Genomic DNA, 26,743 nt, shown 5'->3' on the forward strand with positions numbered 1-26,743 from the left:
CTTTCCCTAAATTATTCCCGAAAAAACAGTCCTTGTTCCGACATTTCATTTTACAAACAACAAAGGAGGAAGCAATATGCCTCCTCCTCCGGATAAAATACAACAAACCCAATTTCAATTCAACTTAGAAATATCAAAACCACCACACTTCTTCATTGCTCCTTGCAAAATTTCATATTTCTTTTTCATCAATGGGTATTCCTCTAATAATGCTTCCCGCTCTTCCATTGTCGTACCAAACACGAATTCCAACCATTGCGAAATATCAATGCTTTTATTGGGTGCTTGAATCCACCATCCTCCCCACACCGGGTCATCATCAAAACTCGTGTTACCCGGATCATAAGAGATAAATCCCATTTCATGCCAATCCACATCATCCGGGGTATAAACCACATCCCAGTCCCAATCGCTCTGCCCGTAGAATTTTTTACTCACCTCGTAAAAATCATCCGGAACAACAAAAACATTTTTGATAGCAGACAAATAATCATTCCAAAACTTAGCATTCACCTCTCCCCGTATTTTCCGAACATCACTATCCGTGTAACCACTCATCTCCGAACGTATTCCGGCAATAGCAACAAAGTTTGTACTTGCAAATCCATGGTAAGAAGGAATCTGCTCCTCCATACCCAAAAAGAGAATCGAATCTGCCATAATAATAGAATAAGGGAAATAATCTTTTTTAAAACCATCCGGATAAATATCGATAAAAACATCTTTCACCATATCCAACCCCTTCTCTAGCAAAACTGCCTCTTGCGTGGGAGCTACAATCCGAATATTATTCCTCTTCCTAAAATTATACCGGTAATCCTCTACTTCCGGGTCTTTTATAATAATCGTTTGATAATCCCGATAAAACTGATAGATATAATGCTGCACCGGGTCGGAAGGATCATCTTCCAAATTATACCACCCATCCTCCACCTTAGCATGAATATCATCTTCCGTTGAACACGCGTTAAAACCGAAGAGCAACACGCATATAATCATTAATCTTACTTGTTTCATAACTTCCAGTTTTTTAATTCATTTACTTATCTCGCCGCGGACGGTTAATATTCTCTATTGGCAAATTCATCTCCCGTTCTTTTTGTGGTATTGGTAAAGTATACGCCGGATCATCCTGTTGCAACACATACTCGATATAATTACTCGGGTTCTCGGCAGAAGAGAAACGATGTTTTAACTGAGGGCGATCCCACCGCCGCAAATCAAACCATCGGAACCCCTCGAAACAGAACTCCATCCGTCGTTCATCCTTCACTAAAGCAAGTGCATCTTCCGCCGTTGTCGCCGTAACTTCATGATTCTCGGGGATTCGTTTCTCCCGAAGTGCATTCACTTCCCGAAGCGCATCTGTCGTCATACCTTTTGCCGCGTAAGCCTCTGCCCGGTTCAAATACACTTCTGCCAAACGAAAAGCATGGGGATATAAACCTTCTGACGTGGTACCATAGTATTTCATTGGCTTCTTTCCTGCATTAGCAAAAAACAACGTAGAAGTCTTCCGTATATCATTCGCGGCATACAACTTCATCAAATCCGTTGAAGGAATAAAAGATGCCCGTTGCGAAGAAGAATATTGGAAAACAGCTGAAATATTCGACGGCACCTCTCCGTAAGAAAATAAAATTTCATTATTTCCAATATTCAAAAAACGAGGAATACTATATGGCTCCGTCATATCAAACAAACTTGCTTCCGAAGACAACAACACGGAATCCGCATAAACAATCGCCCTATCATAATCCTTCCGAAAAAGCGCTATCCGGGAAGCCAACAAATAAGAAGTCGCCAAATTAGGACGAAAAATCGTTTTTTCAACCCTTGATGATTTGAAAGATGCTATTGAAGACTTTATATCCGCTTCCATCAAATCATATACCTCCTTTATAGAAGAACGAGGCAATAATTTATCTTCTATATCAATGGCGTGATTTATCGGAACACAAAAATCTTTTGCAGCCTGCTCTTCATTAATATACGGCTTCCCGTATAAATTAGCCAGCATAAAATAAGACCAAGCCCGCAAGAAATAAGCCTCACCCGCCAAATCCATTTTCTCCGCATACGTACCCTCCATATCACTCATATGATTTAGGATAATATTAGCGATCAGTATTCTATGATAAAATTCGCCCCAAGCCCTATCCTCCGATAAAGAATTATCCATTTGAATCTCCGGGTACTCCTGCCAAGTATAATAAGACCAATATTTACGAGAATCGACACTCGTCTCGTAAGGTCTTTTCGTGTTTATTATCTCCTCGGCATCATCCGTCATAACATCCAAATACTCACAAAGAACGATTTTATTATTTAAACCTTCTCCATACAAGAACTCTTTGTAGCTCTGTACAGTCTTAGGAATCATCAAATCTTGAGAATTTTCTTCTAGGAAATCGCTACACGCTCCCAGCAACATCCCCATCACGATAATATATATATACTGTATTCTCATCACGAATAAATTTAGAATGAAACATTTAACCTCAATGAATATCCCCTTTGTGGTGGAACTGTACCGGAGCCCATCGTCACCTGTTCCGGATCGCGCCCCTTCAGGTCTTTACTTTTAACCACGAAAGGATTGCTCACGTCAAAACTCAGGCTGGCAGCCGAAAGATAAAACTTGCGTAACCATTCCGAGGATATATCATAACGAAGACTCAAAGACCGACAACGAAGGAAATCTCCCGACACAACTCTCAAATCACTCTTGTTATACATATCCCAACGATTGTTAGCTATCGGGAATTTTCTCTCGTACGTGGTAAATGTCATAGCATTATCCGACAAGGCAGGAATAACCGTCTTATCACCCGGTTCACGCCAACGATGTACAAACTCACTGGACATATTCTGTTGCGGGAACGGCAATGCCTGTCCCGACTCATAGTAAAGATTGTTCAAACGAACTTTATTTCCCAAGGCAAAAGAAAAATTAGCGTTCATCGTCAACCGCTTAAATCTCACGTTAGTCGAGAAACCTCCAGACAACGTCGGTTCACGCCGTCCCGCATACACGAATGCAGCATCAAAAGCTTCCTCCTGGGTGGTAATAATCACTTCCCCGTCCTCATTCTTCTCCGATTCGCCATAGAATGTTGGCAACCCCTCATCATTCAATCCTTTGAAACGATAAGCATAAAAACTATTAATTGACCTTCCGTTACTCACCAAAGTTCCATTCACGTAATCACTCCACGTCACGGACAACTCCTCTCCAGCATTCTTCACCTTGTTATAATTCTTTGCGGTATTGAACGAAATGCCCCAGTTCCAATCCTTTCCCCGGACAGGATTCAGATTCACACTTAACTCCCATCCTTTATTATCCACATCACCATCATTTATTGCCACGTAATTCGCTCCTGTCGATGGAGCCAACGTTTTTTGTACAACTTGATCTTTACCGATCTTCTTATACACTTCGATCGTACCGGATAACCAAGAACGGAAAAAAGAAAAATCGATACCCAAATTATACGATTCCGTTTTTTCCCACTTCAAATTATTATTCGGCAACTTGTACAAAGTAGATTGATACTCTTTAGCAATGCCATCATAAGTCCCCAATTTAACAATCAGATTCGGCGTCTGATCCGGATGCACATTCCCCTGTATCCCGTAAGATGCACGTACAGCCAATTCATCCATCCACTCCGCTGACTTCAGGAATTTTTCATTGTGTAAATTCCACTTGCCCGAAGCCGACCACACCGGAAGGAATCGTACACTTTTATCCTGCCCGAACTTATTGGAACCATCCACCCGAATATTAAAATTCGCGATATAACGATCAGAGTAAGAATAAGTAAATGTTCCATACCAAGATACAATATTCGTCAGATTATCCGTGATTACATTCGGCGTATTCGTCACCATCTCTGCATATCCCTTCCATATCGCCAAATCTATATTTACAAACTTCTTTCCCCGTTCCGGCAAATATCCCCATTGTGTCGACTTTAATGCATCATACTTTGAAGATGAAATCTCACTCCCGACCATGGCAGAAACCTGATGATTCCCCCAAGCCTCGTGATAAGCAAAACTATTACGTATCGTGTAACGCATATTTCTCGTGTCTTCCTTTATCAATTCACCACCCATCGGGATCTTACATTTTGCAGCAAAATCATCACCTACTTGCGTGGGGAGAGGCGTACCATAAGGCGTTCCCCTTTGTTGAGAAATATAGAAAGACTTCTCGCTCGCCCAATACGTCTGGTAATTATTATTGGTCGTCAACCCGATGATAGAACTAAACTTCAAACCGGGAATAATATTCCAATCAATAGAAACATCAAACCTCAAAGCTTGATTTTTCACCGTCGAGCCACTTTCCTTCAACTCGTTCAAAACATTAAAAGGAATATTCTCTGAAATACCGAATGCATTATCGTAATAAAACAACTCGCCATCCTTGTCATACACGGGTATCGCCCTTGATGTCTGTGCGGCATATTGATAAACATCGATAGAATTATGCGGTCGCTTCGTGTTCGTCAATGCCCCGCTCATATTCATCCCGACCTTAAAATTAGGCGTAAAACGGGTATTCACCTTTACCAATGCGTTAAAACGATCTAAATCCTCTTTTTTATTCACACCTTGGTCATTCGCGTAACCGACAGAAAAATAATAATCCGTGTTATCCGATGCTCCGGACACGGCTACCGAATGCTGGTGACTGATAGAAGCGCGAAATAACAAATCATACCAATCCGTATTCAATTCCTTCAAATCCTTCACTTTATAACGGAACTCATCATACGAGAGTACACCATTCCACAAATCCATCAAAGCACCCTCGTACCCCATGTTTGTCGGTTGATACGAGGAAAATTGTAATCCTTTTTTATGCATCTCTTCCGACAACTCGATCCGTTCCTCCGAATCCATCAAACGCATCACCTTATAGGAAGGAGGCGTCATCACCGAAATTCCGGCAGCATAATTAATCCTGGGCTTTCCGGACTTTCCTCTCTTCGTGGTCACCACGATCACACCATTTGCCGCCTTCACCCCGTAAATAGCAGTGGCACTAGCATCTTTCAAAATATCAACCCGTTCGATATCATTCGGGTTCAAACTGGAAATGGCATTCCCTATCAAATTCACTCGATCCATACTATTCAACTCCTCCGTGGAAAGTTGCACCGGCTCATCCAAAATTATCCCATCCACCACCCACACGGGTTCCCGGTTCCCGGTGATAGAAGACGAACCCCGAATCCTGATTTTCGGAGCAGCCCCCGGGGTTGATGTTTGATTCAAAACAGCCACCCCTGCCAAACGCCCTTGTAACATCTGATCAATAGAAATAGCACTTCCCCCGACCAAATCTTCTCCTTTAATTGATACAATAGAACTGGATAATTTCCGTTTATCAATCTGCTGGTAACCGGTCACCACCACTTCATCCATCTGTTCCACCGACTCCTTCAACACAACTTTCATAAACGAAGTATCCGCCTGCACCTCTTTACTTTCCATCCCTACAAAAGAAAATACCAAAATAATATCTCTATCGGCAGGTACATCCAATTTAAAGTTTCCCTCCACATCAGTTACGGTACCCATACCCGTACCTTTAATCACGATACTGACTCCCGGTAATTTTAATCCATCTTCGTCGATGACCACACCATGCACCTTTTTCTTGGGAGTCTTGTCATCCATTGCCGTTTTCGGACGAGCCGCAACCAACACGTACCCTTCCGTCACCTCAAATCGATAAGGCAGATGTTCGAATATTTTTTCCAACGCCTCTTCCAGTGATACCTGATCCAGTTCTACACTAACCCGTTGCCGAACATCGACCTCCTGGCTATTATACATGAAATAAAAACCGGTCTGAGCCTTAATTTCCCGAAACACTTCCTTCAAAGTCTGATCCGAAAATTTGGCACTCACCACTTGTTGCGCCACACTCTCCGCGGAAAGGTGCAAAACAAAAATAAACATCAATAAGCACGTTAACCTCATAATCTTCATGAATTTATTTGCACATTTTCCCCGTGCAAATTCATACCACTTACTTCTTTTTTTCATAATTTTGTTTTTTACATTAAAATCAATTCCTGTTTAGCCGACAGGAGTTTTCAGAGAGGGATGCGGAAACATTCCTCTCTTTCTATTTTTTAGATATCACAATTACATCCCCTTTTGTTTCAAAATACACGCCCGAAAGTTTTTCAATCATCTTTAAAACAATATCCAACGAACGGTGGCGATCGGCAGCTCCCGTGAACATTATATCCTGCAACACCGGGTCTGTATAGACAAACGTCACATCATACCAACGTCCCAATTGCTCCGTGATCTGCCGCAAAGTCATATTTTCAAATTCAAATATTCCCGAAATCCATGCTATACACATATTGGCATCGACTTTCTTCACATGTATACCATTTATCCCGGATAAGGACTGTTCTCCCGGAACTAACGTTAAAGAATCCCTGCCGGCAGTTACTTGAACGCTCCCGTCAACCAAAGTCGTCACTACATCCCTCTGCCCGGCATAAGCCATGATATTAAATTTAGTCCCGAACACCGTGATTCGGGAATCCCCACACGCCACCCGGAAAGGATGAACCTCATCCCTTGCAACTTCAAAATATGCCTCGCCCTTCAATCGCACATCCCTGGAACTCCCGACCATTGAAACGGGATAAGTCAATTCCGAGTCCGAATTAAGCCAAATTCTTGTTCCGTCCGACAAACACAAATAATATTCTCCCCCTCGAGGCACTCGTATCGTATTGAACACCGTTTCAACCTCCCCGCCTGCCACTAAATAACGAATACCCCCTTCTTCTCCTTTTTCTATAACCACTCCATTCACCTCGGTCAACGACATCACCGAATCCGCCGATAAAGGAATAGTCCTTCCATCCGATAATTGCAACACAGCCTTTGACGAACCGGGTTCAACAATATTTGGCACATTATCCCCACCAAAATATTTATACCCCGTGTATGAAAATACGGACACCAATAACAAAAACGAAGCCACATAGGGGAAATAACGCGTAAAACGACTTTTTCTTCCCATCCCTACATATCTTATTCTCCGGGTCAATCGGCTCCAAGCCCTACACTCATCCATTGCATCATAAAACCCCACGCGCCTCGCTAACCTATACCGCTCTAAATAAGTAGTAAAAAGCACTCGATGCCGTTCGCTCTCCTTTAGCCACAGATCCAATTCCGTGGCATCCGATGCTGTCAACTCATCTCTACAATATAAAATAACAAACTCGATAATTCTTTTTTCATCCATAAAATGCCATCTTTTACTACCTAAAGCCCAAAGAGGCAAAAATGGGTGAACGAAAAAGCAAAAAAATAAATAATTTTACCGCAGCATTACCAAAACAATGATATGCAACGAACTACGCAACTGCTTCATTGCCCTGGCAAGGTGAGTTTTCACCGTATTTACGGATAAGCCAAGCAACTCTGCCGCCTCTTTATATTTCATATCCTTCAATACAATCGCTTCAAACACTTTCCGACTCTGTTCCGGCAGCTTCTCGATCTCCGCGTACAACCTTTCCCGTTCCTCCTCCATCTCGACGGAAGTATATTTATCTTCAAGCAAATCCTCATAATTCTCGATACCATCAAAATGATACCTCCTTCTGCTTTTTATCAATTTGATACAATTATGCTGCACGGAAGAAAACAAATAAGCACGCAAAGACCCCTGGAACTCCGTTTTTCCCCGTCGTTCCCAAAACTTCACGAAAAGTTCCTGAATCAAATCCTCTGCCTCTTCATAGGAATCTATAAAATTCAAGGCAAACACACACAAAGGCTTATAATACAAAACGAATAATCCCTCTAACCCGGCTTCATCACCTTGATTAATTTTCACTAATATTTCCTTTTCGTCCAGGATTGCCATACACTAATAGATTCTATACAACCGCCAAAAAACAAAAATAGACAAAATAGTTTTACCTAACAAGAAGAACACGGAATTAGCCTCAACTGATTTCAACCAAAACAAAAAAAGAGTGCATCCCGTAAGATGCACCCTTTCTATCAATAACAACAATCTTAAATATTATAAAACGTAGTGAAAGCTTTAATCACGTAAGCGTTATCCATCACCCCGCCCGTTTCGCGAACGGAATGCATCGCCCACATCGGGTTGCCGATATCCACCCCCCGCATCTCCATCTGGGAAAGCAAAATATTTCCCAAGGTTGAACCGCCAGCCATATCCGAATGGTTGACAAACTTCTGGCACGGGACACCCGCCATTTTACAGATCGTTTCAAACACGGCAGCGGAATCGCCGTCCGTAACATATTTTTGGTTCGCATTGAACTTAATCACCGGACCGCCATTCATCACCGGATGATTCGTCGGGTCATGCTTCTCCACGTAATTCGGGTGCAAAGCGTGAGCCATATCCGCCGAAATCATAAAGGAATTATGAATAGCCCGGTACAAATCCTCCGGTTTGCCACCCAGCCCGAACACGATACGCTCCACAATTGTACGCAAGATCGGAGAACCGGCACCTTGTTTTGTTCCGCTTCCCACCTCCTCGTTATCGAAAATAGCAAGCACTTTCGTTTTCCGGCACTTCTCCGATTTCACGAATGCCTTCAACCCGGCAAATGCCATAGCCAAATCATCCAATTTCCCGGTAGAAATAAACTCCTCGTTCACCCCGAGCAGGCAACCTTTCTCGAACTCGTACAAGGTCAGGTCGAAATCAAGAATATCCTCCTTGTTCACGCCCATTTCCTCGGCAATCAAATTCAACAAGAAATCATCCTTCTCGAAAGTCTCGTTGATCATAGCGATCACCGGCAACATATCCTTTTGCTTGCTTAACGGATTCCCCTGATCGTTCACGGCACGGTTAAAATGAATCGCGATATGTGGAATTACCATCAACGGGCGTTTGAAATTCACGAATTGCGTAGCGGGCTTCAACGGGTTCAAACTCTTTAGCATCACGCGTCCTGCCATAGACAAGGGACGGTCGAACCACGTGTACATGATGGGACCGCCATACACCTCCGTGTTCAACTTCAGATACTGTCCGGCGACAGGCATCTCCGCATTCGGCTTGATCCGGAATGTCGGCGAATCACTATGGGCACAAATAATCTTGAACCCGTCTTCAGCGATTTCCCCGCTTCCGATCTCGAAAGCGAAAAGCGAAGAGTGATTCTTCGTCACGAAATACTTGCCCCCTTTTTCAATTTGCCAGGCTTCCCCGGAAAACAGTTGTTTGAAACCATGATCCAACAACTCTTTCTTGGCATTCGCCACGGCATGAAAGTTCGTCGGACTCTCGTGTATAAACTCAATCAGTTCTTTTGCTAATTGTTTTTCCATTATATCTTGATTTATTACTTCATTTCTTTGTGCCCCAAGATAATCATTTTTTACCTCAATCTCGGCATCACAACCCAAAAAAGTACGATTCCCCCGTTTAATTTCCTCGTGTATCCGCTTACTGAACATGATAAAAGGCGGGCTCAATATATTTTCCTTGTTGTACACAACCTCTCTCCCGGTTTCCATGTTCACGACAAGCCCCCCGGTAGCTTCCACCAATGCCTGACCTGAAGCCACATCCCATTCCGAGCATTTCCCGAACTTCGGGCAAATATCCACCTTCCCCTCCGCCACCAAACAATGCTTTGAAGAAGCCCCCAGCGGCATTAACTCCACATCGTACCCCGCCTCTTTCAAGTGATCGATATATTGCATCTCACCTTCTGTCAGATGGAAACGGCTCACGGCAACCCTCAATCGAGGCGGTACTTCCATGGATGACAACAACTTGCTCTTCTGCTCTTTTCGTACGACCCCTCGTTCCCCATCCGCGAAAGCCCACAATATCTCTTCATCACAAATATTATTGATCATTCCGAACACGGGATGCCCATCCTCCACCAAAGCGATATTGATACAAAAACGCCCGTTCCGAAAAATAAACTCCTTCGTTCCATCCAGCGGGTCGACAAGCCACACGTACTTCCATCCTTTGCGCTCCTCGTAAGAAGGCAATGACGCTTCCTCACTAATCACGGGGATATCCGGGTAAAGCTTTTTCAGCCCCTGCACAATGTATTCACTCGATGCCTTATCCGCTTCCGTGACCGGAGTCATGTCACTTTTCGTCTCGACCTGAAAATTTCTTTTTTTATATATCTCCATCACTAAAAATCCCGCTCCACGAATAATATCCTGAATATCTGATACTTTTACCCAATCAATCATATTAATTTTTATACTTAAATCTATTTGATAAACATACGAATAATATTCGTTCGATGTACCATCCAATAACAACTAATTAACAATTAATGAATAGTATTCACATGACACAAAAATACATGACATTATCATACAACACGTTACACTAAAAACGATCTTATAACACGCCATTTAGTTCCAAACAAAACGGAAATCATTAACCTACATTAACCCTAAAAACAGCTTTTATTAACACTAAACATTCGTCAGATTCAAGAATAGCCTCTATCTTTGCACCGTCTTTAAGAGATTGAAGATTTTTCATAAGTTTGTATGGTTTAGGTTAGTAGTTAGTAATGTAATCTTAAGAGTCGACATTCCCCGTCGGCTCTTTTGTATTTACAGCCGCAAGGTAAGAATAAATTACGAGAAACAAAAATTAACAATCATGGAAGGAATCATCGAAATTGAAGGAATGGAATTTTTCGCGTACCACGGATGCTATGAAACCGAACGAATCGTGGGAAACAAATTCATGGTATACGCCCGCATCCAAACGGATTGCAACAAAGCCGCCCAAAGCGACGACATCAACGACGCCCTCAGTTACCTGACCGCGTACGAAATCATCGCCCGGGAAATGATGATCAAATCACACTTACTGGAACACGTGGCACAAAGAATGATCGACGCCCTTTACCAGGCATTCCCTCAAATCACGCACGTAACTATAAAAGTATCAAAGCTCAATCCTCCCCTAGGTGGTAAGATTGCGGCAACGAGTGTTACTTTATCAAAATAAATTACAGCAAGGTATTGTAAAATTCAAAACTTCACCTTATCTTTGCACTGCAAAATCGCAACAGGGTCGGTTGGCCGAGCGGTTAGGCAGCGGTCTGCAAAACCGCGTACAGCAGTTCAAATCTGCTACCGACCTCAGAAAATCAGTCACTTTGAAAGTGGCTGATTTTTGTTTTCTCTAAAATTATCCTTCCAATCCTACCTACTCGGGGATGTTTTAGTTTAAAAACCGAACCAAACCCATCCGTTTTTCGTTTATTCCTACACGAACAATCTAACAAAAGGAATCATGAAAAGAAGAAAAAACAACGTGTGGACAATTGTAGGAATCATCATTGCCATCGTATTACTGATCTATTGGCTGCTCGCGGCAACCGTACTGGAAGAAGATGAAAATGTCGTCCCCATACTGGACGGAACAGAGCAGGTGATCCCGTAGGAACACCTGCCTGCCATATATCTATTTCGGAATACTCGTGTTTATCTTTTTCAGAAGGATCGAATCCAAAGAAATCTTCCCCGCCCCGGTAAAAAACAAGAAAATATAGACACCCAGGTACAACAAGGGTAACTCCTTCACCTGGAACGGATCGCTACCATGCACGACAAGTAGTACCACCAGCATCGAGAAGATTAACGGGATAGTCGCCAGACGGGTAAATGCCCCGACAATCAGGAATATAGAACACCCCACCTCGGCGCAGATAATCATCACCAGGGAAAGCGTACCGCCCAACCCGATCGGATCAGGGAACGTCGAGGACAATTCCGAAAACGAAGTCAACTTGGCAAGCCCATGAGTCAACATGGTAATACCCACTAACACACGCAAAAAAAGCAAGCCCAAACTCAAAAACCTTTGGTTGGGAGATATAACCGACGAAATCACTTTTTTCATAACAACATTTTTAAAGATTAAAACTGTAATTAATAACGAACACTCTTTTAAGAATGTTTCAATTTCTACACGTCTATTGTAAAGATAGTGTTTTAAAAAATAAATCGTAGCTTCGCGGGAAATAATTATCGAGCTATGGGTATTGTTATCGGTTTAATGGTCGGCGGGATCATTCTGGGATACCTCTTCCGGGAGAGGAATTTGAAGATTATACACAAATTAATTAACTACGCTATATTCTTATTACTTTTCCTACTGGGAATAACCGTCGGCGCCAACGGGGATATCATGAACAACCTGGATACCATCGGTTATGACGCCTTGTTCATCACTCTTGCCGCCGTCACCGGAAGCGTTCTTTGCGCGTGGGGAGTATATCGTTTTTTCTTCGCAACCTCCAAATAACATTCCTCCATGAAAGGTAGCATCATCATCGTTTCGTTCTTCATCGCCGGGGTATTACTAGGTCGCTTCGTCGACATCCCCGCCATATTAACAGCAGAAGCCCCCACGCTCTATGTCCTGTATATACTCATGTTTCTTGTCGGCATCAGCATCGGGAGCGACAAAAAAGCCCTGCAAGCCCTGAAACAACAAAACTTGAAAATCGTACTCGTTCCCCTGGCAACCGTCATCGGCACGCTCATCGGCTCCGCCCTAATCAGTTTCGCCCTAAGCGGCAGAAGCATCACGGATTGCCTTGCCGTGGGATCAGGTTTCGGCTACTACTCCCTTTCCTCCATATTCATTACCCAGTACAAGGGAGCCGAATTGGGCACTATCGCCCTCGTCTCGAACATCATGCGGGAACTACTCGCCCTACTTGCCGCCCCCCTCCTTGTCCGCTATTTCGGGAAATTAGCCCCCATCTCCGTGGGAGGCGCCACAACTGCCGACACCACATTACCCATCATCACCAAATTCTGTGGCAAAGAATTCGTGGTTATCTCCATAGTCCACGGCATCACCGTCGACCTGAGCGTCCCCTTCCTGGTAACCTTTTTCTGCACGATATAAAAACACCATCACGTTAAATTTAAAAGACAAAAGTTTGTAAGATAATTTTATTCTTTATATTTGTAAAACTTAAACACGTGCTATGGGACAGGCGGAAACCATATTATCTCTATTTAAACAAAATGAAGAAGAGGCTTTCAAGCTGCTTTTTGATACTTATCATGATACATTGTTGCTGTTCGCCAATCAAATGATCGATGATCCGGAAGCGGCAAAAGATGTCGTTCAAAATTGTTTTGTCGACTTTTGGGTACACCGCCGTTTTGCTAATCTTCCAAACGGATTAGAACAATACATTTTCCAATCCGTGAAACACGCTACCCTCAACCATCTGCGGGGAGAAAAAAGAAGGAGAAAATACTATATTGCCGCCGAGAAAAACGAACGAGAAAATTTGAATGCCAGTGAAATCGAATGGAACGACGAAGTTTTATACAAGGCGCTTAATGAACTGCCGGAAGAACGAAGAAAAATATTCCTCATGATCTGCCTGGAGGGCATGAAATACCAAGAAGTAGCGGAAAAACTACACATAAGCATCAACACCGTCAAAAAACAAATGGGACGTTCCTTCAAATTCCTGCGGGAAAAATTACAAAAAAACATCTTTATCACGCTATTCCAGCTTTGGACAAAATGCTAGAAAAAAAATAAAAAAAATAATCTTTCCCTGTCACACAAAATCAAAGTACCGGTGCTATCTCCATAAAAAGCACTAAATATGGAAAATCAAAATAACGAGCACACGGATCCTTGGGATATGACAGAAAACATCTATGAAATATTAGCCAACGACCTGTCCGGGGAACCGTTATCAACCGAAGAAGCCCGATTATTCGAGGCATGGAAACAAGCCCATCCGGCAAATCAAGCGATATACCGGCAATTCCGTTCGCTCATGGAGAGGAACTCAGGCATCCTGCGGGGTACCGATCGAAAAATCCTTTTTGAACGAATACAACAAAAAATCAAAAAACAAGAAACAAAACGACAAAAACAAAAACATCTCGCTTGGTTATCCGCGGCAGCAAGTATCCTCATCATACTGGGAATGTTCTACTATTTCAGTGACAACCGCCACCCCGAAATAAAAACTCCCGCACCCGTTGCCCAACAAATAAAACCGGGAGAATCCAAAGCCCTGTTGCAACTAGCCACGGGAGAAGTTATACCACTAAACGCCCGTCAACGGGAATACATCATGGTTGACAGCTCCCTCGAGATCAAAAACAAAGCCCACACCTTGATCTACGACACGAAGGACCCCGCAACCAAGGACATCACGTACAACACCCTCTCCGTCCCCCTGGGAGCCGAATACAAAGTGATCCTGTCCGACGGGACAAAAGTACACCTGAACTCCGGATCGGGACTCCATTATCCCACCGGCTTCACGGGAGAAAACAGAGAAGTATGTCTTATCGGGGAAGCCTACTTCGAGGTTGCCAAAGATTCTCTTCATCCTTTCATCGTGAAAACGGGACAGATGTCCATCCGCGTACTGGGAACCTCATTCAACGTGAAAGCCTACCCGGCACAGGAACAGACGGCAGCCACGCTGGAGGAAGGAAAAATACAAGTCACCTGCCAGGGCAAAAACTATAATATCACCCCCGGCAGCCAAATCACCTACAACACGACAGATCAAAAAATCGAAATAAAAGAAGTAGACACGGAACTCTACACGTCATGGAAATCAGGGTACTACAAATTCGAACAAATGTCCTTGCAAGAGATCATGTCCACGCTGGCATTATGGTATGATTTGAATATATTCTACCAGAACCCGGAAACAAAAAATATTCTCTTCACCGGTCGCCTGAAAAGATACGAGAATGTAGAAAACCTCTTGAAAAAATTTGAACAAACCAATGAAGTCGAATTCATTATTAAAGAAAGGAGTGTAACGATAAAGAAGAAATAAAAAAATTGGGAATCCGTCAATTCCCAATCTCCAAGTTAAATTACACTTATAGCCTTGCAAGTAATAGGTGTAACATGTATAACTATTCAACTACAAATTTATGGAAAAAAAACGAATGGGAACGAAAACCATACCTTGGATTTCGTTGCGTAAAATGTTAATCTTTATGAAATTCGCATGGATCATTTTATGTTGTACATTTATGACAGTACAAGCAAACGTCTTCTCTCAACGAGCGGTAATCAACGCGAATATGCAGAATGTATCCTTGACCGCCGTATTCAAAGAACTCGGGAAACAGGCAAAATGTGATTTTTTGTACAATCACAACCTCATCAAAAGCAAGGGTACAGTCAACCTCGTTGCCAAAAACAAAGAACTCAAACAGATACTGGACGAACTCCTACCCGGATTCGGTCTGGAATACCAGTGGGATGATAACGTGGTAATCATTCGCGAAAAACCCACCGAACCGGAAGGTAAGAAAGAAATCCGCATCGTGGGAAAAGTAACGGATCAGCAAAAGCAGCCTCTGGCAGGCGTGACTGTTCGCCTGAAATCCGGTCAAATGGGCACCTCTACCGACATCAACGGGTGGTATCAGATCGTACTTCCGAAACTGGATTCTATCACCCTAGTCTACTCCTTCATCGGAATGGAAACCCGGGAAATCAAATACACGGGCAAAGACACCATAAACGTAGTGATGAAAGAATCATCGGCAATGCTGGACGAAGTCATCGTGAACACCGGTTACCAGCAAATCGACCTTCGCAAGACCACCAGTGCCATACAATCCATCAAAGCCTCGGACATCGTTGTCGCTGGATTGCAATCCATCGACCAGATGCTGGAAGGCTACATTCCCGGCATGACCTTCATGCAAAACTCCGGTCAGATCGGGGCTACCCCCCGCATCCGCATTCGGGGAACGTCCACCGTGCTCGGTTCCCAGGAACCCGTGTGGGTCATCGACGGTATCGTACAGGAGAACCCCGTGGATGTCGATCCGGAACAGATCAATGACCTGGACTTCGTCAATTTGGTCGGCAATGCCATATCCGGGCTCAACCCGGAAGACATCGAACAAATCGACGTATTGAAAGACGCCTCGGCAACCGCACTTTACGGGGCACGTGCCGCCAACGGGGTAATCGTAATCACGACCAAAAAAGGCAAACCCGGACCGCCCACCATCTCGTACTCCTTATCGGGAAGCTTCATGCGCCGCCCGCACTACGGGGACAACAGCGTGAATATGATGAACTCCCGCGAGAGAATCGCTTATTCCCGGGAACTCATCGAAAAGAGGGCTCCTTTCGGGGATTTGCAGACTTGGATGGGATACGAGAAACCCCTCCGGGACTATTGGGAAAACAAAATATCCTTCGAGGAAATGCAGAAAGAAGTCGGGTACTACGAGTCCGTGAACACAGACTGGTTTGACCTGCTCATGCGCAACTCCTTCACGCACAAACATACACTAAGCATTTCCGGGGGAAGTAGCAGTCTGAGATACTACGCCTCTGTCGGTTTCAGCGACGCCAGCGGAAGCATAAAAGGCGAAAACAACAAAAGCTACACGGCAAACATCAACCTGACGGCAAACTACAACAAATTCACCTTCCGCATGGGAATCACCGCTGACGCCAGTAAACGGAAATACACACCGGGGGACGTCGGCGTCACCACGTACGCTTACAACACCACACGGGCACTCCCCGTCTACAACGAGAATGACGAATTATGGTACTACCAGCGTTACACGTCAAACAACCAACCCGTCGACTTCAATATCCTCGAGGACGTCGCCAACACCTCACAGGACATCCGGGCAACGGGCATGACCATCCGGGCAACGGTAGACTACAAAATCCTCGATCCGTTGAAAGCCTCTGTCACCGGTTCGTACTCCACGGCAAACACCACCCAGGAAACCTGGCACGGCGAGAAATCATTCTACGCCAAATCCCTGCAAATCCAAAATGTACTGCCATTCGGGGGAGAACTCATTTACCAGAATTCCGAAAAATACTCCTACGTCGTACGGGCACAACTGGATTTCAATAAATTCATCGACTCCGAACAAATTCACCTGATCTCCGCTTCCGCCGGGGGAGAAATATCTTCCACCCAATACTACGGGCTCAATCAAACCTACCGGGGCTACCTGCGGGAAAGGGGTAAAAAGATGGCAGAAATCACCGATTGGAGCCAATACGAAGATTTCATGAAATGGAGAGGCAAGACCTCGGCAGCAATGGGCGAATGGGCAGATAAACTGACCAACGTCGCTTCCTTCTACGGCACAATCTCTTATAGCTACAAAAATATGTATTCCCTGAATACCAACATCCGGATAGACGCCTCCAACCGTTTCGGTTCGCGGGCAAACGAGAAACTGGCACCCATCTGGTCGGTATCCGGACGCTGGAACATCAAAGAAAGTATCCTGTCAAAAGCCAATTGGATCAATACCCTAGACTTAAGAGCTTCTTTCGGCTACCAGGGAAATATGCTGGACAACGCCTCGGCAAAACTCGTGATCCGCAAAGAAGGCATACAAGACACATGGAAAGAATACTACTCTACCGTGCAAAACTACCCGAACCCGGATCTGAAATGGGAAAAGACAGCTTCCTACAACGCCTCGCTCGACTTCTCCTTCTTCAAAAATTTTCTCCGGGGCTCCGTGTCCTATTTTTACAAGAGGACACAAGATGCCTTCTTGACGAAAAACGTATCCAAAATCAACGGGCTGAACACTTGGACAGTAAACCAGGGAGTCATCACCAACCAAGGAATCGAAGTATCCATGAACTTCACCCCCATAGACACCCGGAGCGTCAACATCAACGGGTTCCGCTGGACGTTCAACCCCAACATCGGGCAAGTCATCAACCAACTGGTAAACCGGCGGTCACGCAAGGACAGATCCTTTGAACAAACCGTCACTTACGATATGTACCTCAATGGCTCGGCAGACATCGCCGGTCGCCCGCTCAACTCCTTCTTCTCGTACCAATACATCGGGCTGGAGCCAGGAAACGGGTTGCCCATATTCTTCGGTTCCGACCAAACCACTTACATCGACGGCAAAAAAACCGACCTCATGGAAAGATACAACAAAATGAGCGACCGCCAAGACGTGTGGCAGGAAGTCATGGTCTACTCCGGAAGCCGGGTACCCGACATCCAGGGAGGCATCCAGAACACGTTTGCCTGGCGACGTTTCACCATGGCTATCAACGTGGCTTACAGCTTCGGTGCTAAAATACGCTTGTTAAAAATGTATTCCAACGTATCTTCCAACTATGGCACGATCGCTCCCCGACCGACTGAAAATGTACGCCGGGAATTTCTGAAACGCTGGCAAGTCCCCGGCGACGAACTACGCACGGACATCCCGGGAGTCGTTTCCGGACCCGAATTCGTGAACACGCTTCACGACAAAGTATGGTGGAACAACTACAACGCCAAAAACGAAGCGGGAGTTTCTTACAGCTTTGCGTCAGACTTGTGGCAAATGTACGACAACTCGGATCTGAGAGTCGTGAACGGCAATTACGTCAAAATCCAGTCACTGTCATTACGCTACAACCTATCCGACAACCTGTGTAACAAACTGAGTTTAAAATCCTGTTACGTGAGCTTCTCGGCGACCAACCTGCATACCTTCTGCAGCAAAAAACTCAAGGGGCAAGATCCCGCTACACAAAATGGTTCGGCACCGCAAATCAATATGTCCTTGCGCCCGACCTATTCTTTCAACCTGAATATTTCATTTTAAATAAACGATCTATGAAAACAGGAATACTTTACATATCGGTCATCATCGTGCTGGCACTAACCTCCTGCCACGATTTTCTTACCAAATACCCGAAAGACACCGTGTACCCCACCAGCACCGACGACTTCAATGAACTCCTCATCGGTGACGGCTACCTCTCCGGTCCTACCAGATGGGACATCGGCAAATGGCTCAATCTCATGGACGACGACGTGGAATACACCCGCACCGTGACTGCCGTCATGAGTTCCATGCAACAGTACCTGAAATTCTACAACTGGGAAGCGAACCCGGACTCTGAGGACACGTGGAGCGACCTGTATAAACACATCTTGTGCCTGAACACCATCCTCAGTGAAATCGATGACTTCAAGGATGAAAAAGGCGACGGCTACCGTCGAATCAAAGGAGAATCACACTTTCTCCGGGCAGGATACTACTTTTTCCTGACAAACATTTACGCGAAACCCTACTCGAAAGCCACGGCAGAGCTGGATTTGGGCATACCGTTGAAACTAACGGCAAAAATCGAAGACCGCAATTTCACCCGCAACACCCTGCAAGAATGTTACGACCAAATGATCTCCGACCTGAAAAATGCCATCATATGCCTGAAAGGCATCAACCAGCCCACCACCTTTCGGGCATCGGAAGAAGCCGCCCACCTTCTGTTAAGCCGCTTGTACCTGTACATGGGCGAATGGGACGAATGCATCAAACATTGCGACTCCGTGATGGCGAAACCCCAATACCACCTCCTCGACTACAATTCCGTGACCGCGGGCAAAGCGTTATCCGCCACGTCACCGGAAACCATATTCACCAATGGCGGCAACTCCTTCGGCGGTTCCAACGAACTATATATGTATATGTACCGTAGTTTTTTCCGGGTTCGGGACGAATTCTTAAAACTGTACGTGCAGGGAGATTTACGCAACAAACTATTCTTCAAATCGGGTAATTTCGGTGGTGCCCGCTACAACTACCCGAACAAACAGGCATCCTCTGCCGGAGGGGAATACTCCGACACCTTCGGGCTCCGGCTATCCGAAGCTTACCTAAACAAAGCCGAAGCCTTAGCCATCCTAGGCGAAGACGCAGAAGCCATCGAATTGCTCAAAGCCCTGCGTGCAAAACGATTCGCGGACAAGAGCGGTGGTGCAATCACTCAAAGCGGCGAAGACTTGGTAAACTTCATCCGTACCGAACGACGACTTGAACTCACCTTCGAAGGACATCGCTGGTTTGACCTGCGGCGCTATGCCGTCAGTCCCAAATACCCTTCCGAAACGAGTATCCGCCACCCCTACTACGAGGATGGTTCCGCCGTCACCTTGAACGACATGGTACTGGGCAAATACTCGGAAGAACCCTCCGGGTGGACACTCCTGATCCCGGAAGACGAAATCACCGAAAACCAGGGTGCCCTGATCCAAAACGAAGAACGCAAAGACCGGCAACCGGAAAGTAAAGAATAACACCATAAAAAACACCATAATATGAAAAATAATATATTACTATACATTCTTTTAGCGGGGCTACTTCTCTGCGGATGCACAAGCGACGACGGCAGATTAGACCCCACGTACGCCGACATCGACTGGTTCGCCATCCAGCCCAGCGACGACCCGTTAGACGGGCTGCGTTACGATATTTACAAAAAAAACAGGATTTCCGTCTACTACAACGACACCATCGGTTCGCAATACAGGGGAATGTCCGGATACGGCGATTCAGTCATCCATTACGAGATATTGGACTTATGCTACACGATAGAAGAGAACAACCAGACCGTCGAATACACGTTGTCGGCAGACCGAGACAAACTTTACGACGCAATCAAATTTGTCCAGCAAAAAGTAATACCCGCCATTCCGGCTATTGCCTATCCCAAAAGTTTACTGCTCGTCAAGGAATTGATACTCAACACGACATCCTCTACCACCATGAGAGTCGGGAAAACATGGACGGCAATGATGACGACCGCCATCGGCGCTGTCGAAGACATTCAAGGAATGACCGCCGACGAACAAGATGATTTTGCAGCCGAAATCACGGGAGAAATCTGTGGGGCTCACCTGTACAAGAACCCGACGGAACAAGTCGAAAATTTCTACGCCCTCTCCGAGGAACTGGCTGAATGGGAAGACCCGGAAGCCGGGCATACCATATACGGCTGTGTCCTGGACAATTATTACAAAGACCCGAGGGGCACCCACCCGGCATTCGATATCTGGTACGGCTTCGGTTTCCTCGCTCCCAGCCCGGACGGCAGATACTCCGACGTTGACGAATACACTACCCCGACGAAAGCGCAAGACCTTGCCGCTTACCTCAAAGCCACGCTCCTGTACGGGGAAGCCCTCGATCGATTTCGGGAAAACATGAAAAAAGAAATGAATAAAATCATCCCCGACTTCCTGGAAGAGAACCTGGACGAGGACGACCTGAAAGACCTCACGGAACAAGAATTTCAGGAACTCGTGGACGAATACGCGGAACACTACATGGAAATCATACTCGACAAATACCAAGTAGCGCTGCAATTCTCGAACGAACTGCAAGCCACGTCAAAAAAGTAATTCGGAAAACCTTAAAATTCGACGAACATGAAAAAGTTAATATATCTACTCCTGACCCTATGCCTCGGTAGCATGATTAGCTGTAACGATGACAAAGAGGAAACGCTGGACTTATCAACAGAAACCATCACGTTGGAGGCAAGCGGAGAACCGCAAAAAGTGGAAGTATTCACGGACAACCCCCAATGGCGAATTGTCGCCTCCAAAAATTCATGGCTAACAACAGACCGTGACAGCTGCTACGTGGTCGTGGGTGCCGAGCCCAATCCCACCAAATCGGAACGAACGGAACGGGTGATTGTCGTTTCACGCAAAACCCCAGGCTTCCTCATGGTAACCCAAAAAGCCAGCATGCGGGCTATCGGCGACCCGTACCCGGATGCCACCCATCCCATCGGCATCATCTACAAAGTCACCCACGGGGGAGAACACGGTCTAATCATGTCTCTCGACATGTTTGAAGGGGAGTGGGGCGTATCGGATGCGCTTGAAAAAGTACAATCGGAAACCGACGGCATAAACAACACGCGTACCGTCATCCGCAACCACAAAGACGACCCCGACTTTGCCGGGAAATACCCGATATTCCACTGGATATACAACACTAAAAACGGCAACAACCCCGACGGGGAATGGTACCTGCCCTCCTACCAGGAATTACAGGAACTTTATTTCGCCGCCACCGGATGCAAGCAACTCGCCGGGACACACAACATCACGTGGAGAAACCAATTCGATACCATGGTCACTGCCGCCGGCGGAACGCCATTCGTCTATAACAACAATATGCACCTGTGGGCATCTTCCGAAATGACCGCACAAAATGCCTACCAGGTACTCTTTAAAACAAACGAAAAAAGTATGCCCTACACCTCCAAAACAACAAAACGGTGGGTGAGAGCGATCCGAGCCTTTTAAATAATCACACAATAAAAACAAAATGTTAACTTTAAAAATTGGATGTATGAAAAGATTGTATGTACTCATCCTGGCACTAGCCCTTCTTGTGCCATGTAGCCTAGCGTATGGAGGAGAAAAAAAGAGAAAGGACAAAAAGAAAACCACTCAAACAGACTCCATAAAAAAGAAAGTCAGCAAATATGACAAACTCCTCAAAAAACCGGGTTGCCAAACCGCGAAAGGGAATTTCATCACCTTACACAAACTCGGGGGGAAAATCTACTTTGAATTCCCGTTAAAATACATGACTCGGGAAATGTTGATCGCCTCCACCCCGGCAGAATCCAGTGACCCCACGGTATGCCCCATCGGGTACAAGGGACATGACCCCATACACGTGAAATTCGTCCTCGAGGACAGCCTGGTCTACCTGCAACGCGTAACCAGCTCGGTAACATATGACGAATCCGACCCGAACCTGACCCGGGCTGTCAAAAGCAGCTTCAAGGACGTGTACATCAAAAAATACCCCGTCCTCGCGTACAATCCGGACAGCACGGCAGTGGTCTTCGACATGACGTCCATGTTCATGGGCAACGAACCCGAACTATCCCCCATCATCACGCAACTGGGATACCTGTCTGTCGTTTCCAACATGAAATCAGACCTATCCTCGTTAGGCAACATCAAGGCATTCGACGACAACGTGACCATAGAATCCAACTTGTCATTCAGCTACGTCCTGCGCTTCCTGTTCTTCTCCGGCGGCGGCGGCGACGTATCAGCCCGGGTAGTACGCACCGTGCTGCTACTACCGGAAGACAAAATGAAAGCCCGCATATCCGACTCCCGCGTGGGCATCTTCCTCACCATGAAACAACATATCTCCACGGACGAAGACAAAATCAACTTTTACAGCATAGCCAACCGTTGGCGGCTCGAACCCAAAGACATGAACGCATGGGAACGGGGCGAACTGGTAGAACCGAAGAAGCCGATCGTGTACTACATCGACAACGCTTTCCCGCAACTGTGGCAAGACCCCATAAAAGAAGGCGTACTCCGGTGGAACAAGGCATTCGAAAAAATCGGTTTCAAAAACGCCGTACAAGTCCGGGACTTCCCGAAAAACGACCCGGACTTTGACCCGGATAACCTGAAATATTCCTGCATCCGCTACGTCCCGCTCAGCATCGAAAATGCCATGGGTCCCTCTTGGGTTGACCCCACGACCGGGGAAATCATCAACGCATCGGTTATCGTCTACAACAACATCATCAAACTAATCAACAATTGGCGTTTCGTGCAAACGGCACATATCGATCCCTCCGTCCGCACCAAGAAAATGCCGGACGACATCGTGAAGGAATCCATCGCCTACGTTATCGCCCACGAGGTAGGACACACTCTCGGTTTAATGCACAATATGTCCGCATCCAATGCCTACCCTGTCGATTCGTTACGTTCAGCCACCTTCACCCAAAAATACGGCACCACCCCGTCTATCATGGACTATGCCAGATTCAACTACGTGGCTCAACCGGGTGACCAAGGCGTAAGATTAACCCCTCCCGACTTGGGCGTATATGATGAATTCGCCATCAAATGGTTGTACTCCCCCATCTCCGGCAACCTGACCTCCACCGAAGAAGCCAAGATTCTGGAAAAATGGGTGGACGAGAAAGCCGGCGATCCCCGCTTCCGTTACGGCAAACAACAAATCCTGAGCCGTTACGACCCGACCGCCATCGAGGAAGACCTCGGCGACGACCCGATTAAAGCAGGCGAATACGGGATCAAAAACCTGAAATACATCTTCGCCAACCTGAACAACTGGATTCAAGACGACGCAACTACCCTCCATCGGCAGGAACTGTACGGGGAACTAGCCAGCCAATACTTCCGTTACCTTCGCAACGTGATGTACAACGTGGGCGGCATACGCATGACCGCAGTAAAAGAAGGCACGCCGGGCAAACGTTTTGAACCCCTGCCCAAAGCCCTGCAAAAACGTTCCATCAACTGGGTCTTAAATCAACTCCGGGACTGCGAATGGCTGGACAATCAGACAAACGCTCCACAGGCAAGCCTTTCCCTGAAGATGTCTTCCCGTGTCGTTTCCAGTATGGCAGAAACCATATTTGAAACCTTATCCAACAAAGTACAGGTAGCAGCCCAACTGTCAGACGATCCTTACACGATACAAGATTACTACGATGACTTGTATGCCGGAATCTGGAAAAACACCATCGACAACAAAAAACTAACCGCGAATGACCGGATGTTGCAACGCTCCGCCATGCAGGCTCTCGTGAAAGGAACACTACGAATCATAGAAGGTAAGGATCCGCTTTTCAATGCCTATGCCCCCTCGCTGGACGAAATCATCGATTATCGCCTTGACCCGTCCGGCATGACCCAGCGGTATTACAAAGAATTGAAAGAAATCGAGAAAGAAAAAGGACAGGCTGCCATCGCCGAACGGTTGGAACAAAATTTCGATTACGGCTACAAGTGGCAAAAGAAACTAGAAATCGAAAGCATCGACGAATCCGAAAGTTGCTACATAACCATGCTCAACAAAGTAAAAAACTTATTGGAAAATCGAATCGCCTCTGCTAACAAAATAGATAAAGCACACTACCAGGCGATCCTGTTCAAAATAAAAGCCTTGAACAAATAAACGGACAAAACGGTTTGTTCTTTTGGGTAAAAAGGGGGTGGCACAATCATTTTGAAATAAAGTGCCCCCTCTTATTATTCACTAAAATATACACTCGAAACACAATTTCTATTTTTCATACTATCAGCAGAGAAACAAGTAAATACCCTCACGCCTCCGGCTCCCACACGCATATCGAATCGGAAGTATCTTTCCCGTCAGCTCTCACGGCGAAAACATAAACAAAAAGCCCGTCCGCATCCGCTTTGCCGGGAAAATCCATGCTCGCAACAAACGATTCACCCCGAGTTCCCAACTCTTGCAACCGACAACGCCGCTTCGGCACGGAAAGCATTACCCCGTACACCTTATCATCAGAGAAACAATCAACCGACTCCACGGGCATCCCCTCGTGGGTGAAAACAACCTTCCGGTTCCCCGCATCAACTTCGACATCGACCATCGGGGACACTAACTGTCCCGCCGCCACGCGCAATTTGCCATAATCAATCACTCCCGAGAATTCCTTCTCCGCCTTTTTACGATTACTCACCGGTTTTTCCGGGTCTATTTTCTCCACGACGACCGCGCTCTTCACGTTCGCACCGGTAAACCCGTTAAACCCCTTGCCATACCCGTTTCCCCCGGGAAAACCCAACCGAATCACCACCATCATCCACTGCTTTCTTCCCGCAACAGTCCCAAACGCCATGGACTGCCGTTTTTGTGGTTCTCCCCCGGATTTACGTTTCAACGAGGTACTTCTACAACAATTTTTCCCGTCGGGCCTCACGTAACCGATAACGTTCCCGTATTTTCCCCTAATCTTTCCTATTGGATTTACAAATTCTGCCATAAACTTCTTACTTTATTTTTCCTATTTACAAAAATAAGGAAATAAATTCAAAATTAACCCAAGACAAGGGAAATACATAAATTATTTTAGTTTTATTTTCGTAACAATACAGAATCAATACCGTGTAAAACGCTGTAGATTCCCTGTAGATTCGCTGTAACAACGCTATATATATACAGCGTTGCTACAGCGAACCTATTGTATATTTACAATATTATTTGTACTATTGTACCGGAATTGATACACTATTAATACTTAACTCATATAGGTTATGGATAAAACATCACCACTACTTCTCGCGCTACTCGCCAACGGACCGATCAGAATGGACGGGGTTACCTACTTTCTTCAAGGCGGTCAAGTAAGAACCTGCAAAACCAAACGAGGTCCCAAAAAAACAAGAACGGAAGGCGAGGAAAAATCCTCGAACCGCTTTACCGAAGTCCGCAAAATGTGGCGAGTGTACCGCCGTGCCATCGGGGGATTGCCGATATGGAACGTGTGGGCGAGAGAAACAGGGGCTCCCAAGAGCGACACACTATTCCATTCCGTGAACGGGAGTTGCTTCCGCCCGGGTGAAGGAGTATGGGCATTCCCCACGTTCCGGTTCTCGATGGGGACACTGGATGCTCCCGTGATCACGAGTGCCGAACGTGACGGCTGGACAGTCACATTGCGATGGGAAAACGATATTGATTGCCCGAAAGCAAGCGCTTCCGACCAAGTATACATCGGTTACTTCTACGGCACGCAACCCCGTTCCCCGCAATTTATCACCTGCATCAACTCCCACCGGGGCGACGGCGAAGTTATCATCGAAATTCCCACGGCAAAACAACCGGATGGAACCCCTTTACACCTCTATTTATTCTTCGGCAACGAGAACCCCAATCGGTTCTCCCCAAGCGAGTACGTGGAAGTTTGATATGAATGATAAATCTATAATTAAGTATCTATCATTAAACCTTCGTTTATTGCTATCATGCCATATTTTCCCGTAAAAAAAGAGAACTTCACGAAACCATCTAATTGTCAGAGGAAAAAAACATCCTATCTAAAAGTCTG

Annotated in this window: 20 protein-coding genes and 1 tRNA gene; 13 read left to right on the forward strand and 8 right to left on the reverse strand. The window is 45.7% G+C overall.

The features are described 5' to 3' along the window. Positions 1-114: 114 nt before the first annotated feature. The 6 genes from A3CY_RS0118040 to A3CY_RS23465 all read right to left on the reverse strand — a co-directional run bounded on the left by A3CY_RS0118040 (position 115) and on the right by A3CY_RS23465 (position 10,272). Positions 115-1,017 carry a hypothetical protein gene (locus A3CY_RS0118040; RefSeq protein WP_040372028.1) on the reverse strand — a complete coding sequence of 301 codons (903 nt, stop codon included), beginning with the start codon at positions 1,015-1,017 and terminating at the stop codon, positions 115-117. 22 nt (positions 1,018-1,039) lie between these two features. After that, on the reverse strand, positions 1,040-2,470 hold the full coding sequence (locus A3CY_RS0118045) for a RagB/SusD family nutrient uptake outer membrane protein (protein WP_018339352.1): 1,431 nt from the start codon (positions 2,468-2,470) through the stop codon (positions 1,040-1,042). Positions 2,471-2,481: 11 nt separating this feature from the next. After that, a complete protein-coding gene (locus A3CY_RS0118050) occupies positions 2,482-6,069 on the reverse strand; it encodes a TonB-dependent receptor (RefSeq protein WP_018339353.1) in 3,588 nt (1,195 codons plus the stop codon). A gap of 82 nt (positions 6,070-6,151) precedes the next feature. Beyond that, complete coding sequence (locus A3CY_RS21575) at positions 6,152-7,300, reverse strand: FecR family protein (protein WP_018339354.1); 1,149 nt, start codon at positions 7,298-7,300, stop codon at positions 6,152-6,154. A 75-nt stretch (positions 7,301-7,375) separates the two neighbouring features. Beyond that, complete coding sequence (locus A3CY_RS0118060) at positions 7,376-7,927, reverse strand: RNA polymerase sigma factor (RefSeq protein ID WP_018339355.1); 552 nt, start codon at positions 7,925-7,927, stop codon at positions 7,376-7,378. A 155-nt stretch (positions 7,928-8,082) separates the two neighbouring features. Continuing rightward, positions 8,083-10,272 carry a M18 family aminopeptidase gene (locus A3CY_RS23465; RefSeq protein ID WP_018339356.1) on the reverse strand — a complete coding sequence of 730 codons (2,190 nt, stop codon included), beginning with the start codon at positions 10,270-10,272 and terminating at the stop codon, positions 8,083-8,085. Between the two features lie 424 nt (positions 10,273-10,696). On the opposite strand from A3CY_RS23465, the gene folB reads away from it, so the two are divergent. The 3 genes from folB to A3CY_RS23150 all read left to right on the forward strand — a co-directional run bounded on the left by folB (position 10,697) and on the right by A3CY_RS23150 (position 11,488). Then, complete coding sequence (gene folB, locus A3CY_RS0118070) at positions 10,697-11,050, forward strand: dihydroneopterin aldolase (RefSeq protein ID WP_018339357.1); 354 nt, start codon at positions 10,697-10,699, stop codon at positions 11,048-11,050. 64 nt (positions 11,051-11,114) lie between these two features. Next, a tRNA-Cys gene (locus A3CY_RS0118075) sits at positions 11,115-11,185 on the forward strand. Positions 11,186-11,338: 153 nt separating this feature from the next. Continuing rightward, a complete protein-coding gene (locus A3CY_RS23150; protein ID WP_018339358.1) occupies positions 11,339-11,488 on the forward strand; it encodes a hypothetical protein in 150 nt (49 codons plus the stop codon). A gap of 21 nt (positions 11,489-11,509) precedes the next feature. Here A3CY_RS23150 and A3CY_RS0118085 read toward each other — a convergent pair whose 3' ends face one another. Continuing rightward, positions 11,510-11,947, reverse strand: a complete 438-nt coding sequence (locus tag A3CY_RS0118085) for a DoxX family protein (RefSeq protein ID WP_018339359.1) — start codon at positions 11,945-11,947, stop codon at positions 11,510-11,512. Positions 11,948-12,082: 135 nt separating this feature from the next. Here A3CY_RS0118085 and A3CY_RS0118090 point away from each other — a divergent pair, with 135 nt between their 5' ends. From A3CY_RS0118090 to A3CY_RS0118130, 9 genes are all read left to right on the forward strand, one after another. After that, on the forward strand, positions 12,083-12,352 hold the full coding sequence (locus A3CY_RS0118090) for a LysO family transporter (protein WP_018339360.1): 270 nt from the start codon (positions 12,083-12,085) through the stop codon (positions 12,350-12,352). 9 nt (positions 12,353-12,361) lie between these two features. Next, positions 12,362-12,964 (forward strand): lysine exporter LysO family protein, encoded by a 603-nt coding sequence (locus A3CY_RS0118095; protein ID WP_018339361.1) that lies wholly within the window; start codon positions 12,362-12,364, stop codon positions 12,962-12,964. Positions 12,965-13,046: 82 nt separating this feature from the next. Continuing rightward, positions 13,047-13,607, forward strand: a complete 561-nt coding sequence (locus A3CY_RS0118100; RefSeq protein WP_018339362.1) for an RNA polymerase sigma-70 factor — start codon at positions 13,047-13,049, stop codon at positions 13,605-13,607. A 78-nt stretch (positions 13,608-13,685) separates the two neighbouring features. Then, a complete protein-coding gene (locus A3CY_RS21580; protein ID WP_018339363.1) occupies positions 13,686-14,888 on the forward strand; it encodes a FecR family protein in 1,203 nt (400 codons plus the stop codon). A 202-nt stretch (positions 14,889-15,090) separates the two neighbouring features. After that, entirely contained in the window at positions 15,091-18,678 is a 3,588-nt protein-coding gene (locus A3CY_RS0118110) for a SusC/RagA family TonB-linked outer membrane protein (RefSeq protein WP_240388185.1), read from the forward strand. 11 nt (positions 18,679-18,689) lie between these two features. Then, on the forward strand, positions 18,690-20,156 hold the full coding sequence (locus tag A3CY_RS0118115; RefSeq protein WP_018339365.1) for a RagB/SusD family nutrient uptake outer membrane protein: 1,467 nt from the start codon (positions 18,690-18,692) through the stop codon (positions 20,154-20,156). A gap of 21 nt (positions 20,157-20,177) precedes the next feature. Continuing rightward, positions 20,178-21,260 (forward strand): hypothetical protein, encoded by a 1,083-nt coding sequence (locus A3CY_RS0118120; RefSeq protein WP_018339366.1) that lies wholly within the window; start codon positions 20,178-20,180, stop codon positions 21,258-21,260. Between the two features lie 27 nt (positions 21,261-21,287). Beyond that, positions 21,288-22,178 carry a BACON domain-containing protein gene (locus A3CY_RS0118125; protein WP_018339367.1) on the forward strand — a complete coding sequence of 297 codons (891 nt, stop codon included), beginning with the start codon at positions 21,288-21,290 and terminating at the stop codon, positions 22,176-22,178. Between the two features lie 46 nt (positions 22,179-22,224). Then, a complete protein-coding gene (locus tag A3CY_RS0118130; protein ID WP_018339368.1) occupies positions 22,225-24,843 on the forward strand; it encodes a zinc-dependent metalloprotease in 2,619 nt (872 codons plus the stop codon). 148 nt (positions 24,844-24,991) lie between these two features. On the opposite strand, the gene A3CY_RS0118135 is transcribed toward A3CY_RS0118130, so the two are convergent. Then, on the reverse strand, positions 24,992-25,678 hold the full coding sequence (locus A3CY_RS0118135) for a hypothetical protein (RefSeq protein ID WP_018339369.1): 687 nt from the start codon (positions 25,676-25,678) through the stop codon (positions 24,992-24,994). Positions 25,679-25,949: 271 nt separating this feature from the next. Between A3CY_RS0118135 and A3CY_RS21585 the strand changes: the two genes are divergently transcribed. Then, on the forward strand, positions 25,950-26,603 hold the full coding sequence (locus A3CY_RS21585) for a hypothetical protein (RefSeq protein WP_240388186.1): 654 nt from the start codon (positions 25,950-25,952) through the stop codon (positions 26,601-26,603). The last annotated feature ends 140 nt before the right edge of the window (positions 26,604-26,743 follow it).

Source organism: Butyricimonas synergistica DSM 23225 (genome assembly GCF_000379665.1).
GTDB classification, from domain to species: Bacteria; Bacteroidota; Bacteroidia; order Bacteroidales; family Marinifilaceae; genus Butyricimonas; species Butyricimonas synergistica.